This window comes from Clostridium sp. YIM B02569 (assembly GCF_022320765.1).
GTDB lineage: Bacteria > Bacillota > Clostridia > Clostridiales > Clostridiaceae > Clostridium > Clostridium beijerinckii.
This window is the reverse complement of the sequence record NZ_JAKJJX010000001.1, coordinates 132,193-147,637: the sequence shown is the minus strand read 5'-3', so window position 1 is coordinate 147,637 and position 15,445 is coordinate 132,193. Positions and strand designations below refer to the sequence as shown.

The 15,445-nt window shown below is 29.5% G+C and carries 17 protein-coding genes; 16 read left to right on the top strand and 1 reads right to left on the bottom strand.

What is annotated here, in order from left to right:
• The first annotated feature begins 94 nt into the window (after positions 1–94).
• Both L3B96_RS00620 and thiI read left to right on the top strand, forming a co-directional pair.
• The gene (locus L3B96_RS00620; RefSeq protein ID WP_238858565.1) at positions 95–1,243 is read left to right on the top strand and encodes a cysteine desulfurase family protein; all 1,149 of its coding nucleotides are present in this window, start codon (positions 95–97) and stop codon (positions 1,241–1,243) included.
• Complete coding sequence (gene thiI, locus L3B96_RS00615) at positions 1,243–2,400, top strand: tRNA uracil 4-sulfurtransferase ThiI (RefSeq protein ID WP_238858564.1); 1,158 nt, start codon at positions 1,243–1,245, stop codon at positions 2,398–2,400. Before L3B96_RS00620 ends, thiI begins: the two co-directional genes overlap by 1 nt.
• Positions 2,401–2,465: 65 nt before the next feature.
• Here thiI and L3B96_RS00610 read toward each other — a convergent pair whose 3' ends face one another.
• Complete coding sequence (locus L3B96_RS00610) at positions 2,466–3,215, bottom strand: YoaK family protein (protein ID WP_238858563.1); 750 nt, start codon at positions 3,213–3,215, stop codon at positions 2,466–2,468.
• Between the two features lie 270 nt (positions 3,216–3,485).
• On the opposite strand from L3B96_RS00610, the gene hisZ reads away from it, so the two are divergent.
• The 14 genes from hisZ (at position 3,486) to clpP (ending at position 15,424) form a co-directional block, all read left to right on the top strand.
• Positions 3,486–4,631: an ATP phosphoribosyltransferase regulatory subunit gene (gene hisZ / locus L3B96_RS00605; RefSeq protein ID WP_236895132.1), complete on the top strand. Its 1,146-nt coding sequence runs from the start codon at positions 3,486–3,488 to the stop codon at positions 4,629–4,631.
• A gap of 2 nt (positions 4,632–4,633) precedes the next feature.
• The gene (gene hisG / locus L3B96_RS00600) at positions 4,634–5,263 is read left to right on the top strand and encodes an ATP phosphoribosyltransferase (RefSeq protein WP_011968650.1); all 630 of its coding nucleotides are present in this window, start codon (positions 4,634–4,636) and stop codon (positions 5,261–5,263) included.
• A 132-nt stretch (positions 5,264–5,395) separates the two neighbouring features.
• Positions 5,396–6,694 (top strand): histidinol dehydrogenase, encoded by a 1,299-nt coding sequence (gene hisD / locus L3B96_RS00595; protein ID WP_238858562.1) that lies wholly within the window; start codon positions 5,396–5,398, stop codon positions 6,692–6,694.
• On the top strand, positions 6,681–7,721 hold the full coding sequence (locus tag L3B96_RS00590; protein ID WP_238858561.1) for an aminotransferase class I/II-fold pyridoxal phosphate-dependent enzyme: 1,041 nt from the start codon (positions 6,681–6,683) through the stop codon (positions 7,719–7,721). The genes hisD and L3B96_RS00590 overlap by 14 nt, the downstream gene beginning before the upstream one ends.
• A 217-nt stretch (positions 7,722–7,938) precedes the next feature.
• Positions 7,939–8,526 (top strand): imidazoleglycerol-phosphate dehydratase HisB, encoded by a 588-nt coding sequence (gene hisB, locus L3B96_RS00585; protein ID WP_238858560.1) that lies wholly within the window; start codon positions 7,939–7,941, stop codon positions 8,524–8,526.
• A 127-nt stretch (positions 8,527–8,653) separates the two neighbouring features.
• Entirely contained in the window at positions 8,654–9,274 is a 621-nt protein-coding gene (hisH, locus tag L3B96_RS00580) for an imidazole glycerol phosphate synthase subunit HisH (RefSeq protein ID WP_065415838.1), read from the top strand.
• Positions 9,271–9,993: a 1-(5-phosphoribosyl)-5-[(5-phosphoribosylamino)methylideneamino]imidazole-4-carboxamide isomerase gene (gene hisA, locus L3B96_RS00575; protein WP_011968655.1), complete on the top strand. Its 723-nt coding sequence runs from the start codon at positions 9,271–9,273 to the stop codon at positions 9,991–9,993. Before hisH ends, hisA begins: the two co-directional genes overlap by 4 nt.
• Before the next feature lie 4 nt (positions 9,994–9,997).
• Positions 9,998–10,759, top strand: a complete 762-nt coding sequence (hisF, locus tag L3B96_RS00570; RefSeq protein ID WP_238858559.1) for an imidazole glycerol phosphate synthase subunit HisF — start codon at positions 9,998–10,000, stop codon at positions 10,757–10,759.
• Positions 10,760–10,816: 57 nt separating this feature from the next.
• Positions 10,817–11,146 (top strand): phosphoribosyl-AMP cyclohydrolase, encoded by a 330-nt coding sequence (hisI, locus tag L3B96_RS00565; protein ID WP_011968657.1) that lies wholly within the window; start codon positions 10,817–10,819, stop codon positions 11,144–11,146.
• A 31-nt stretch (positions 11,147–11,177) separates the two neighbouring features.
• Positions 11,178–11,504: a phosphoribosyl-ATP diphosphatase gene (hisE, locus tag L3B96_RS00560; RefSeq protein WP_065415842.1), complete on the top strand. Its 327-nt coding sequence runs from the start codon at positions 11,178–11,180 to the stop codon at positions 11,502–11,504.
• 646 nt (positions 11,505–12,150) lie between these two features.
• Positions 12,151–12,345, top strand: coding sequence for a hypothetical protein (locus tag L3B96_RS00555; RefSeq protein WP_017211518.1), 195 nt, complete (start codon positions 12,151–12,153; stop codon positions 12,343–12,345).
• Positions 12,346–12,474: 129 nt separating this feature from the next.
• On the top strand, positions 12,475–13,290 hold the full coding sequence (locus L3B96_RS00550; RefSeq protein ID WP_238858558.1) for a hypothetical protein: 816 nt from the start codon (positions 12,475–12,477) through the stop codon (positions 13,288–13,290).
• 95 nt (positions 13,291–13,385) lie between these two features.
• Complete coding sequence (tig, locus tag L3B96_RS00545) at positions 13,386–14,669, top strand: trigger factor (RefSeq protein WP_011968660.1); 1,284 nt, start codon at positions 13,386–13,388, stop codon at positions 14,667–14,669.
• A gap of 155 nt (positions 14,670–14,824) precedes the next feature.
• On the top strand, positions 14,825–15,424 hold the full coding sequence (gene clpP, locus L3B96_RS00540; RefSeq protein WP_011968661.1) for an ATP-dependent Clp endopeptidase proteolytic subunit ClpP: 600 nt from the start codon (positions 14,825–14,827) through the stop codon (positions 15,422–15,424).
• The last annotated feature ends 21 nt before the right edge of the window (positions 15,425–15,445 follow it).

Sequence of the window (15,445 nt, the reverse complement as noted above, 5' to 3'; positions counted from 1 at the left end):
TATATTACATAGTAAGTTTATAAGATAATAAGGGAAGAATATATTTTATAATTGATCTTTAGACGTCTATAAACTTGAAAGGAAGAAGACTTATATGGAAGTTTATTTTGATAATAGTTCAACAACAAAGCCGCTTGATGAGGTAATAGATGAAGTGAGTTTTGGTATGAAGGAATTTTACGGAAATCCGTCTTCCTTACATAATTTGGGGTTGAAAAGTGAAAGAAAACTTAAAGAATGCAGAGGTATATTAGCTAAAACTATAAACGCAAGTGAAAATGAAATACATTTTACTTCGGGTGGAAGTGAAGGAAATAATTTAGTTCTAAAGGGGCTTTTGAAAAGCGGAACTCATCTTATTACAACTCCTTTTGAACATGCTTCTATTTTGAATACTATAAAGAAATTAGAAGAAAATAATATTAAAGTAACATTTTTAGAGATAAATGAAGATGGTAAGATTAACTTGGAACAGCTAAAAAAAGCTATAAATAAGGAAACGGTATTGGTTTCAATAATGCATGTAAATAATGAAGTTGGAGTAATCCAAGATCTAAAAGAAATAGGAGACATAATAAGAGCAAGTAGCAATAGAACTAAATTTCATGTTGATGCAGTTCAAAGCTATGGTAAATTACCTATAGACGTAAAGAAAATGAATATAGATTTTCTAACAGTGAGTGCTCATAAATTTCATGGACCTAAAGGTGTAGGATTTATATATATAAAAAATACTAGTTCTTTATCACCGTTGATAGAAGGTGGATCTCAAGAGTTTGGAATAAGAGCGGGTACACAAAATATACCTGGAATTATGGGAATGGCTTTAGCTTCTAAGATTTCAAATGATAATATGAAAGAAAATTACGGAAAGGTATTTCAGATAAAGAAAAAATTAGTTGATAAATTAAGTAATATCGATAATATAAAGATAAATAGTCTATTAAATAATGATTTTTCACCTTATATATTGAATGTTTCTTTTAGAGGTGTAAGAGGCGAAGTATTGCTTCATTATTTAGAGGAATCAGGAATATATGTGTCTACAGGATCAGCGTGTTCTTCTAAGGAAAGAGAGAGAATTGGTGGTAGTTATGTGTTAAAATCTTTAGGATTAACTAAGGATGAAATATCAGGAGGAATTAGATTTTCTTTTTCGGATGATAATGATGAATCAGAGATAGATTATGTAGTAGACATTTTAGAAAAAGGACTTAAATTTTTAAGGAGGATAAAAAAATAATGAGAGAACTTATTTTAGTAAAGTACGCACCAGAAATATTTTTAAAGGGGTTAAACAGAGGTAAATTTGAAAGAAAATTAAGAGATAATATAGCTAAAAAACTTGATGGGATAAAAGCTGAATTTATACACGATAGTGGAAGATATTTTATAAAAACTGATGAAATAGAAGAAAGTATTAATAGGATCAGTAAAGTTTTTGGGATACTTGAAGTATGTTTAGTTAGAGAAGTTGACATAGATTTTAATAGTATACAAGAGGTTGCGTTAGAAAAGGTTAGACAATCAGAAGGAAATACTTTTAAGATTATTACAAATAGAGCTAATAAAAAATTTGAATTGAATTCTATGGAAGTTTCAAGGAAAGTAGGAGCATATGTTCTTACTAATTTAGATGGAGAAATAAATGTTGATGTTAAAAATCCAGATATTTTAATAAATATTGAAATAAGAAATAATTATGCTTATGTTTGGGCAAATACTGATATAACAAAGGGCGCAGCAGGTCTTCCGTATGGAATGAATGGTAGTACAATGTTAATGTTATCTGGTGGTATTGATTCCCCAGTGGCAGGATACATGATGGCTAAAAGAGGTGTTGAAGTAAGTTGTGTTTATTATCACAGCCACCCATATACATCAGAAAGAGCAAAGGATAAAGTTAAAGATTTAGCGAAAATATTAGCTCAATATACAGAAAAAATTAATTTGTACATAGTTCCTTTTACAGATATTCAAATGGAAATTATAAATAAATGTAGAGAAGATGAACTTACAATAATAATGAGAAGATTTATGATGAGGATAGCATGTAAACTTGCAGATAAGTATGGAATAAATTCAGTAAGTACGGGAGAAAGTATAGGCCAAGTTGCAAGTCAGACTATGGATGGTCTTATTGTAAGTGATAATTGTGCTGATAGACCAGCATTTAGGCCGTTAATTGCAATGGATAAAACAGATATAATGGAAATAGCAAGAAAAATAGGAACATATGAGACTTCAATTTTGCCTTATGAAGACTGTTGTACAATATTTGTTCCAAAGCATCCGAAGACAAATCCAAAACTTGATGCAATAATGAAAGAAGAAGAAAAATTAAATGTGGATGAATTAGTACAAAAATCAATTGAAAATATTGAAGTTGTACCATTTTAGAAAAATACCTCAGGTTTATTTTACCTGAGGTATTTTTTGTATAATTTAAATATTTGAATGACATTCTAAGTTTCACTTGTTATTTGTTCTTTGCTGTTATGATCAAAAATATATTTATCAAAGCTAAATAAGCCTACTGAAATAATTAATATTACTACGGCGAACCAAATTGATTTGCCACCAACGTGTAAAGTTAAGATTCCGCCTAAATAAGCTCCAACAATAAAGAAAAAGATTATAACTAAGTAGCGAATACTTTTGAGAGCAAGTTTTTTATCTTTTTCTATAAATGATTTATAAGCAGCTTGAGATGCGGAACGCAAATTACCTGTGCACATAGCTGTACTATATGGAGAGTCAATTAGTTTTCCAAAAGATGCGATTTGAACTGATGACACAAATGAAATTGGAACTGTTACAAATATGTTAGGGACTGTAGTTGGTATAAATCCTATAATAAAAAGCACAATAATTTCAATAATTAAAATTATACGTTCCGCATTTGTAGCAAAAGTCATTGATGGAACTTTAATATCTTTTATCCTTTCGGTAAATATCACCCCAAGCACGAATGCTAAAATAGGCAGTAAAGCTGTAATTGCTTGGCCAGGATTTCTCTTCGTAAGAGCTATTCCAAGTAAAACAAGGTTACCAGTCTGAGCATTAGCAAAAACTTCACCTCTGCAGACAAAGGTGTAAGCATCTAAGAAACCTCCAACAATTGCAAGGAGAATACCAAGGCGTACTGATTCAGAAGTTTTGGTATGGATGTGCATTTTTTTTATTGCGTTTATGTGTATATCTTTAGTAATCAATGTAAAAAGTCTCCTTTCAATATATTTCCAGTATTAAAAATACTTTTACAAATAAACTATTATATTATAACACTAATTTCTATATAGTTAAAATTAAGGATATAAGAATATTTAACATATAACTTATAAATAATTATATAAAGGTTTTTGAAATGATTGACATGGTAGAAAAAATAAGTTATCATAAATTAAATGATAATTTAGCACGCTAAACTGATAAAACGATAAAATGATATAGAGATTAAGCAATAAGAATAGGTGGGGTGGAAAATGAATAAGAAGAACATACTTCCAGAAGGAACAAGGGATTTAGTATTAGATGAATGTGCAGTAAAACGTATTTTAGAAAAAGACATTGATAAACTTTTTGAAAAATGGGGATATAAAGAAGTTATAACACCGACGCTGGAGTTTTATGAAACTTTCAACTATAATTCACAAACTCTAAGAGAAGAAGATATGTACAAGTTCTTCGATAATAGGGGGCGTATATTAATTTTGAGGCCAGATATGACAATTCCAATAGCAAGAGTTGTAGAAACTAAGCTCAAAGATGTAGAATTACCGATAAAGCTTAGGTATACCTCGAATGTTTTTAGAGTGCATGCGAGTCTTGGGGGAAAGAGGAATGAATATACAGATTGCGGTGTTGAATTTATAGGACTTGAAGATGAAAAATCTGATTTAGAAATATTAGTATTGGCATTAGAAGCTTTGAAGAAATTAGGATTAAATGATTTTAAGCTTGAAATAGGAAATATCGGTTTTTTTAATGGGGCATTTAAAAATTTAGAAATAGAGCAGGAATATAAAGAGGCTATTGCGCAGTTTATAGAGGATAAAAACATGAAAAGTTTGGAGGATTATTTAGAGGATTTAGATATAAAGGAAGAGTATAAGGCATTTTTTAATAAGTTGCCTTGGATGTTTGGGGATAAACAGATTTTGGAAGAGGCTAAAAAGTTAGCATTTAATGAAGAGTTAAGAAAAAATCTTGATTATCTGGAGGCATTATACCAGGAACTAGATTTGTTGGGCTATGGTAAAAATGTGACATTTGATTTAGGAATGGTTCCGAGACTGAATTATTACACAGGAATTATTTTTAGAGGTTATGGTGAAGGTGTTGGCAATACGTTACTGAGAGGTGGGCGATATGATAATTTAATTGAGCTTTCAGAAAAATGTGTTCCAGCAGTAGGATTTTCGATAGATATTGATGCTGTGATTCCAACTGTAAAGTTCAATAAAATAGCAAGTGAAAAGGAAAATATATATAAGATATACTATAATAAAAATACTAGAATTGAAGCTATTAAAAAAAGTGAAGAGCTTAGGAATCAAGGGTATATCGTTGATTTATTACCAAATGAAGATATGAAAGAAATAAAAGTAGTTAAGGGTGGGGAATATTAAAAATGAGCATAAGCATAGCATTAACAAAGGGAAGATTAGAAGAAGAAACCATAAAGATCTTAGATAAGGCGAAATTTGATCCTTCAGAATTAAAAAGCAAAGGTAGAAAACTTGTGTTTAAAGATAAAACGCAGGATATAAATTATTTTTTGGTAAAGGCAGCAGATTCAATAACTTATGTTGAACATGGTGTAGCTGATCTTGGAGTAGTTGGAAAAGATACTATTTTGGAAAGTGATAACAATTGCTATGAAGTTTTGGATTTAGGATTTGGAAAGTGTGGATTCATAGTAGCATCATTACCAGAAAGTGATATTTTCAAAAAAGTTGGTCATATAAAAATAGGAAGTAAATATCCAAAAGTTGCAAAGGATTATTTTAAAAAGAAAGGGATGGATGTAGAAGTTATAAAAATAGAGGGATCAGTAGAACTTGCACCAATATTAGGCCTATGTGATGGAATTGTGGATATCATGGAAACCGGAACAACTTTAAAGGAAAATGGTTTAGTTGTTATAGATAGGATTTGTGAAATAAGTGCTAGATTGATAGTGAATAAAGCTAGTTTTAAAATGAAGCAGAATGAAATATGGGATTTTATAGATAGGATTAAGAAAGTGATTAATAATTGACAAAATTCGTGAGATGTTGATAAAATTGATTATGATATCTTGAGTAATTAATAAAAAATAATAAATAAAATTTAAAGAGTATTTTTTGTTGTTATTACTTTTTTATCAAGTCAAAGGGGGGCTATTAATTATATGTTAAATTTAATGGAGATTACCGAGAGTAATAAAGAAAGCTTAATTAGTGAACTTAAAGGTAGAGTTACAGAAACGGAACAAGAGATAATCTCAAGTGTAAATAGTATTCTATCAAGAGTGAAAAAAGATGGGGATAAAGCTTTATTTGAACTTACGAAGTCATTTGATAAGGTTGAACTTAAAACTTTAGAAGTATCAACTTTTGAAATTGATGAATGTTTTAATAAAGTGGAGAAAGAGTTCATTGAAGCATTAGAAGAAGCTAAAGCAAATATAAAAGAGTATCACGAAAAACAAAAATCAAATGGATTTTTAATGACAAAAGATAAAGGAGTATACCTAGGGCAGAGAGTATTGCCTTTAGAAAGAGTTGGAGTTTATGTTCCAGGTGGAACTGCTGCTTATCCATCATCAGTGCTTATGAATGTAATACCTGCAAAAGTAGCAGGAGTAGATGAAATTGTTATGGTAACTCCACCAGATAAAAATGGAGGGATTAATCCATATATTGGAGTGGCTGCAAGAATAGCAGGAATTAATAAAATATATAAAGTTGGAGGAGCACAAGCTGTTGCAGCTTTAGCTTATGGAACAGAGAGCATTAAAAAGGTTGATAAAATTGTTGGACCAGGAAATATATTTGTTGCTACTGCAAAGAAATTAGTATTTGGAGAAGTTGATATAGATATGATTGCAGGGCCCAGTGAAATATTAGTTATTGCTGATGAGAAATCTAATCCGTGTTTTGTAGCAGCAGATTTAATGTCACAGGCAGAGCATGATAAATTAGCATCATCAATATTAATCACAACATCAAAAGAATTACACAAGAGAGTTGAGATGGAGTTGGAACGACAAGTAAAGACTCTTGAAAGAGAAGAAATAATAAGAACTTCCCTTGAAAATTTTGGAAGTACAATAATTTGTAGAACAATAGAAGAATGTATTGACATTTCTAATTCTATAGCTCCAGAGCATTTAGAACTAATGGTAGATGATCCAATGAAATATTTAGGTATGGTTAGAAATGCGGGGTCTGTATTTTTAGGAAGATACTGTCCAGAGCCTATAGGAGATTATTTTGGGGGGACAAATCATGTATTACCTACAAGTGGTACAGCAAGGTTCTTTTCACCGTTATCAGTTGATAGTTTTATAAAAAAATCTTCTTTCATTTATTATTCAGAAGAAGCACTTATGGAAAATGGAGAAAAAATTATAACATTAGCAAGCAAGGAAGGACTTACAGCTCATGCTAATTCTGTGAAAGTGAGATTAGAGAATGGGAACTTATAATGAGTATATAAATTCGTATGATGAGTATACAATAAATCTAGATAGCAATGAAATTTATCTAGAGATGGACCCAAAGATACTAATGAAAATGAAATCTTGCTTAACTAATGTACTTTTCCATAGGTATCCTACAAATGAGATGACTACCATTAAAGAATTATATGCAAATTATGCAAATATAGAGAGCAAAAATATAATTGTAGGAAATGGGTCTGATGAGATGCTTGAACTTGTTGTAAGTAAGGCTATTAAAAATGGAAAGAAGGCATTAACTCTAGGACCAGATTTTACAATGTATGATTTTTTTGTTTCAAGATTTGGTGGAGAATTAAAGAAATATGATATAGGCAAAACTATGAATTTTAATGTTCAGGAATTTATAAATATAGGAAAACAAGAAGCCGTAGATCTAATTATCTTTTCAAATCCCAATAATCCTACTGGAATTGGAATAGAGTTAGAAGATATAGTTAATATTTTAGAAGTTTTTAAAAATACTGTTGTTCTTGTAGATGAGGCTTATTATGAATTCTACGGAAAATCAATGATTCCATATATAAATAAATATAAAAACTTGGTTGTTACAAGAACCTTGTCAAAGGCTTGGGGGCTTGCATCGTTGAGAGTAGGATTTTTGATAACTCATGAGAGTAATATTTCTGAATTATTAAATTATAAAATTCCATATACAATAAGTTCGTTTTCGCAAAATCTGGCCTCAATGGCTTTGAGATACCCAGAAAATGTTGTTAAAAATGCAAAACAAATAGTTAAACAAAGAGAAGAATTATATGAGAATTTAAAAGAGGTTGAAAAAAATGCCGCAATGAAAATACAATTCTATCCGTCAAAGGGAAACTACATCTTTGGACGAACACCTCATAAGGAAGCTCTTATTAAGGGACTTGAGAGTATTGGGATAATAATTAGAAATTTTAATGATGACAGTTTCAGAATTACAGTTGGTTCACCAATGCAAAATAGGAAAGTAGTTGAAGGAATAAAAAAGATTTTTATATATGTATAACTAATTGGCATGTTTAGGAAAATGATAAGTTGGTATGTTGATTTATTTAAAGGGATAATCTTCGGCTCAATAAAAAATAATCATATCATCTGCATATTATTTTCTTAGATATGCTTGACTATAGAAAGATTATGTTTTATATAGATATTATTAATGTATAGAATTCTTTTGGAAAACTATATTTAAAATACAATTATTCGTTTTAAGGAGAATTAGTATGTCAGATAGAAGCTCAAGAAGAGAAAGAATAACTAAAGAAACTAGTATTAGAGTAGAAATTGACTTAGATGGAAACGGGAATAGTGAAATAAATACAGGGATTGGATTTCTAGACCACATGTTAAATTTGTTTTCATTTAATAGTAAGGTTGACTTGAATGTATTTGCTAAAGGAGATTCTTATGTATGTGATCATCATACGATAGAAGATATCGGAATAACATTAGGAGAAACATTTAAAGAATCACTAGGAGATAAGCATGGCATAAACAGATATGGAACTTTTTATATACCAATGGATGAAACGCTTGCTTTAGCGTCAATTGATGTGAGCAATAGACCCTTTTTGGTTTTTGATTGTGATTTTAAGAGAGAAAAAGTTGGTGAAATGTCAACTGAAATGGTGGTTGAGTTTTTCAGAGCCTTTGCATTTAATGCTGGAATAACACTTCATTTAAAAGTTTTATATGGTGAAAATGATCATCATAAAATAGAAGCTTTATTTAAAGCTTTTGGAAGAGCAATTAAAGAAGCTATATCTAGAAGTAGTGATAATGATATACCATCTACTAAAGGAAGCTTATAAAAAATTATAAAAGAGAAAAATGAATAATGATGATTATTAGTAAAATATCTGTAAAGTTTGGGGAATAGAGATGCTAACTTATCATTTGTTATTCATTTTGATCTTTATTATAGGAGGGGGTTATATAATGATAGTTATAATAGACTATGGAATGGGAAACTTAAAAAGCGTTAAGAATGCCCTGGATTATCTTGGGATTGAGAATAAGATCTCATGTAGTGAAGATGAAATCAGAGATGCGGATGCATTAATATTACCAGGCGTTGGAGCATTCCCAGATGCTATGGAGACTATTGAAAAATTATCTTTAGATAAAATAATATCAGAAGAAGTAAGAAGGAATAAACCGCTTCTTGGAATATGTCTCGGTATGCAATTATTATTTGAAAATGGATTTGAAGGAATTGAAAGAAAAGGGCTCGGCTTATTAAAAGGTAGTATTATTAAAATGAAAGATGATAAAGTTAATAATATAAAGATCCCACATATTGGTTGGAATGATTTGGTTTTTAGTAGAAGCGATGAACTTTTCAGAGGTATAGATGAAGGGGGATTTGTTTATTATGTGCATTCTTATTTTGCACAAGGTTATAATGATGAAGATTTGGTAGCATACAGCGAATATGGGGAAAATAAGATACCAGGTGTAGTTAGGTGCAAAAATGTAATAGGAGCTCAATTTCATCCGGAAAAAAGTGGATCTGTAGGTTTGGCTATTTTAAAAAATTTTGGGGAGTTGATTAAATGATAATTTTACCAGCAATTGATATAATTGATGGCAAGCCAGTAAGATTGTATCAGGGAGATTATAATAAAAAAGAAATTGTTGCAGATGATGTATTTGAAACAGCAAAATCTTTTCAAGATATGGGAGCAGAATATATACATTTAGTAGATTTAGATGGGGCTAAAAGTGGAAGTAATCAAAATCATGAGCTAGTAATTAAAATTGCTAATGAGCTTAATATTCCTGTGGAACTAGGTGGAGGAATAAGGTCTTTTGAAACTATTAAATATCTTTTAGATAATGGAGTAGCAAGAGTAATTCTTGGAACTATAGCAATGGAAGATGAAGAGTTACTAAAAAAGGCAATAGCAATATATGATAGCAAAATAGCAGTTGGAATAGACTGTAAAGATGGCAAAGTATATGGAAGGGGATGGCTTGCGGCCAGTGACCTTGATTATATAGAATTTGCTAAAAAGATGGAGAATATTGGTGTTAAGAATATAATAGTAACCGATATTAGTAAAGATGGAACATTAGAAGGACCTAATGTAGAAATGCTTAAAAAACTTAAGAGAACAGTAAGTATTGATATTACAGCTTCTGGTGGAATTAAGGATATTGAAAATATTAAAGAATTAAAAAACATAGACTTATATGGGGCAATAACAGGTAAAGCTATATATGCTAAAACATTGTCTTTAGAAAAAGCAATAGAAATTTCTAAAGAGGGGAGATAACTGGATGCATACTAAGAGAATTATTCCATGCCTTGATGTAAAAGAAGGAAGAGTTGTTAAAGGAATTAATTTTGAGGGATTGGTCGATGTAGGTGATCCTGTTGCACTTGCAGAATATTATAATAAGCAAGGAGCGGATGAATTAGTATTTTTAGATATAACAGCAACTCATGAAAAACGTGGCATAATGGAAAAAGTTGTTCAAAGTGTAGCTGAAAAAATTTTCATCCCATTTACAGTAGGTGGAGGACTTCAGACTTTAGATGATATAAAGTCAATACTTAGAGCAGGAGCAGATAAGGTGAGTTTAAACTCAGCAGCTGTTAGAAATAAAATGCTTATAAAAGAAGGAGCTTTCTATTTTGGAAGTCAGTGTATAGTATTGGCAGCTGATGCAAAGAAAAGATCTGATAATACAGGATGGAATGTTGTAATAAACGGAGGAAGAATTGATACAGGATTAGATCTGCTAAAGTGGATTGAGGAAGCAACAGCGCTTGGAACTGGAGAAATTCTTTTAACATCTATGGATGCAGATGGAACTAAAAAAGGCTTTGATTTGGAATTGACAAAAGCTGTAAGTGATATAACTAATGTTCCGGTAATAGCTTCAGGTGGATGCGGTTGTTTAGAAGATTTTTATGATGTATTTAAAAGTAATATAGCGGATGCAGCACTTGCCGCTTCTCTTTTTCACTATGGGGAGTTAACTGTTGATGAGGTTAAAAGATATTTACATGATAAAAATATTTCAGTACGTATATAAGTTTAAGATTATATAAAAAGCAAATAGCTAGTATATATCTGAAGGGAGAAAAATTGTATGGAGATTTGCAAGAGAGTGGAGCAAGTTGATTTTGAAAAGATGAATGGATTGATTCCAACTATAGTTCAAGATTATAAGACTAAAGAGGTTTTAATGTTAGCCTATATGTCAAAAGAAAGTTTAAATAAGACATTAGAGGATAATACAACTTGGTTTTACAGTAGAAGTAGGGATGAACTTTGGAATAAAGGAGCAACTTCGGGACATTTTCAGTATGTGAAAGAAATAAAAATAGATTGTGATAATGATACCATTTTGATATTAGCTGAGCAAGTTGGAGCGGCATGCCATACAGGAAATAGAACTTGTTTTTATAGGGATTTGTAATTTATATATGAGAAGCATTGGAGGATTAAAAATGGATGAAAATATAAAGGCTTTATATGAGACTATACTAAAAAGGAAAACAGAAGGTGAAGAGGGATCCTATACGAAGTATCTTTTTGAAAAGGGAACAAACAAGATACTAAAAAAAGTTGGAGAAGAATGCACGGAAGTTATAATTAGTTGTAAAGAAAATAATAAAGAAGAACAGATAAATGAGATTTGTGATCTTACTTATCACTTACTTGTTCTAATGGCTCAAATGGATATTTCAATTGAAGAAGTAGGAGCAGAATTGGAAAAGAGGAGAACTAAAATTAATAATTTTAAAGGTGAAAGAAAACCGATAACAAATGTTTAAATAAATTCTATTTGTAATTAAGCGGTATTATAAGTATAAAAGTAGGATTGTTTGTCTGAGCAATCCTTTTTTTGATGTTAAGATGCGGAAATCTGAATAACATAAGTTTTAGAATTACAAAATTTTAACGGTTGATTGTCAATTATAAGTTGAGTATTATAATATTAGGTAAACACAAAGTAAATTTTTTATTAATTATAGGCAAGAATACTTATAATATTAAACATAAAAAAGAAAACCTGTATATATAGTACAGGTTTTCGCATGTCCACTCGAGAAAGGAAATAAATGAACATGTTATTGTGGGTTTATAAAATTTTATGGCGATAAACCATAAAGTGTATGGGCTATTTGTTACAATATTGATAATTTAATTATACAATAATCACAAAAAAAAACAATAATTTTTTATATTATGACAATTAAAATATAAGAGAAATAAGTAAAGTTTATGTTGCTAAATAAAGGCTTTAGTATATAGAAAAAATTATAAGAAATTTATAGGTGTATAATATAGATATTATGTAGAAACTAACTTGAATTTAATGTAGATTAAGAATGAAAATATTAAATTATTATATTAATATATAAATTTAATATTGCAATATATAATTACAAAATAAAATAATATGTGTAGGAGAATGAAATGATTAAAATATATAAAGAAGAATTGTTGAAAAATACCATAGATTATGAAGAGTATTCAGAAAATGTTTGTAAATTAACACTAGAAGAACTTAAAAAAGAAGGGTTATTGGAATGTGGAGGTTGCTGCTTAAAGGGAGAAAATAAAAAAGGTAATTGCTCAAGCTGCAATAGTAAGAACAGTTGTAAAAAATAATATTATTTTTTGATTTAGGATTATATGATTATAAAAATATAAAATATGTTGTAGATTTAAACAAAAGAATAATATATAATGAATTTGTTTATATTATAATACATTAGAAAGATTTGGAGGGGGCCATCTTTGGGAAAGCCAAGTATTTTTAGTAAAGAATATGAAAAAAGGATGAAGCGAAGAAGAAGAAATGCGATAATAATATTTTTGGCAATAATATTAATAACATCTGCGCTATCAATTAAAATAGCGTATAATCCAATAGATTATAAAAATATTAAACAAAATATACAGGCATGGATTGATAGTGATACTAATAATTCTTCAGAACAAACTAAAGCAGAAAAACAAGAAACATCTGACGAAAAAAAAGATGAGGAAGTAGTTCAAGAAGAACCTCAAAAACCGGTGGAAGAATATATAAATATAACTCTAGCGAGTGGAAATGTTGCAAAAGCAATTTATGTAGATGATGCTAATACAGGAAAAGTTTTTAAAACTTTAGATACTAGCGATAATGGTGTTAGTTACAGCATAAGTCCATCTGGTAAGGAAATAATTGTGGAAGATACAAATTCAGTAATTACTCTATATAATTTAGATGGAACAAACAAGGTGATATCAAAAGATCAATATGTATCTACAAGTGGAAGTGTTTTTACTAAAGAAGCTACAATTCAATCAAATCCAAAATACTTATGGAATCAGAATCCAAAATTTATTAGTGAAGATAAAATAATATTTGTAACTAATAGGCCATATTTTGGAGCTGGAAATCTTAAAAAGTATCTATGGATGACTGATATTTCAACTAATGAAGATAAGGTTATGTGGGATTTAGCTGGAGCTAATATAGAAATTGGTGAAAAGGAAGAAAAAGGCGTTAAAATTACTGTTGATGGTAGAGTATATTTTATCGATGTAAATGGTAATTATATTCAATAGAGATAATATTAATAAATTATTTGATAAGATTTAAGTGTTTATGGTATAATGACTTAGTTAAATTAGATGCACACTATTTAGGAGGAAAGAATAAAATGAAAGCTAAAGTGGAAAAAATAGAAACAAATGTGATAAAATTAGAAATAAGGGTTGAAGCTGAAAAATTCGATGCAGCGTTAACTAAAGCTTATAATAAGAATAAGGGCAGATATAATATACCTGGATTTAGAAAAGGAAAAGTTCCTATGGCAATGGTTAAAAAGTTCTATGGAGTTGAAGTATTCTATGATGACGCTGTTAATTTTGCTATAGATGAATCATATCCAGAAGCATTAAATGCAGAAAATATTAAACCTGTAGATTACCCACAAGTTGATATAGTAGAATTAGGAGAAGGTAAAGAATTAGTTTATACTGCTACAGTTACTACTTATCCAGAAGTAGAACTTGGAGAGTATAAAGGATTAGATATAAAGAAGCCTATATATGAAGTAGAAGATACTGAAATAGATAAGCAAATTAAAGAAATGCAAGAAAAAAATGCTAGAATAGAAGTTAAAACAGAGGGAAATATAGCTAAAGGGGATATAGCTGTTATTGATTTCAAAGGATACATAGATGGAGTTGCTTTTGAAGGTGGAGAAGGCTCTGATTATTCTTTAGAAATAGGTTCTGGTACTTTCATTGATAATTTTGAAGAACAATTAATCGGTTTAGCAGTTGGGGACAAAAAAGAAGTAAATGTTACTTTCCCAGAAGCTTACGGAAAAGAAGAATTAAACGGAAAACCAGCAATGTTTGAAGTTGAAATTAAGTCAATTAAAGTTAAAGAATTGCCAGAATTAGATGATGAATTTGCTAAAGATGTATCAGCAGTTGACACATTTGCAGAATTAAAAGAAAATCTTAAAAAGACATTAGAAAAAAATAACGATGAAAAGGCAGAAAGAGAATTCGAAGAAGCTGTTATAACTGCAGTAATTGAAAACTCAAAAATGGATATTCCAGAAGTTATGGTAAATAAAGAAATTGATGCCATGATGCAAGATCTTGAAGGAAGATTAAAATATCAAGGTTTAAGCTTAGAACAATATATGGAATTCACAGGAAATACAACTGAAAAAATGAGAGACTTTATGAAAGAAAATGCAGAAAGAAAAGTTAAAGCTGATTTAGTTCTTGAAGCTATTGCAAAAACAGAAGAAATTAAAGCAACTGAAGAAGAGTTAAATGCAAGAGCTTTAGAATTAGGAAAGATTTATGGACCAAAAGACCCAGAAAAAATGGCTAAAATCTTAGTTAAGTCTCAAAGAAACATGATTGAAAAAGACATAATATTAGAAAATACTTTAAAATTCTTAAAAGAAAATTGCAAATAATTTATTTTAATATATAATATAAAATAAGAATGCTAATTATAAATTGCCAGAAAAAAATTTTTTTCTGGCAATTTATTCAAATAATAATTAACAAAGTAATAAAAAAAATATATAATTAGAATTAGAAAAAGTATAATAGTAAAAGGAGGATTTATATGGCTTTAGTACCTATGGTTGTAGAACAAACAAGTAGAGGAGAACGTTCCTATGATATATTTTCAAGATTATTAAAAGAAAGAATAATCATGTTAAGTGGAGAAGTGAATGATGATAGTGCTAATTTAATAGTAGCACAATTATTATTTTTAGAAAGTGAAGATCCAGATAAAGATATATATATATATATAAATAGTCCAGGAGGATCAATAACAGCTGGAAATGCTATATATGATACTATGCAATATATTAAGTGCGACGTATCAACAATATGTATAGGTATGGCAGCTTCAATGGGAGCATTTTTACTTTCTTCTGGAACAAAAGGAAAGAGATTTGCACTTCCAAACGCTGAAGTTATGATACATCAACCACTAGGCGGTTTTCAAGGTCAAGCAACAGATTTTGAAATACATGCTAAAAGAATATTAAAGATGAAAGAAACTTTAAATAGAATTTTAAGTGAAAATACTGGTAAGCCTTTAGAAACAATTAAAGCAGATGTAGAAAGAGATAACTTCATGTCTGCAGAAGAAGCTAAAGCTTATGGGTTAGTTGATGAAGTAATAACTACGCATAAAATAGGAAAAGATAAATAAGATTGAATTTTAAATTTATAC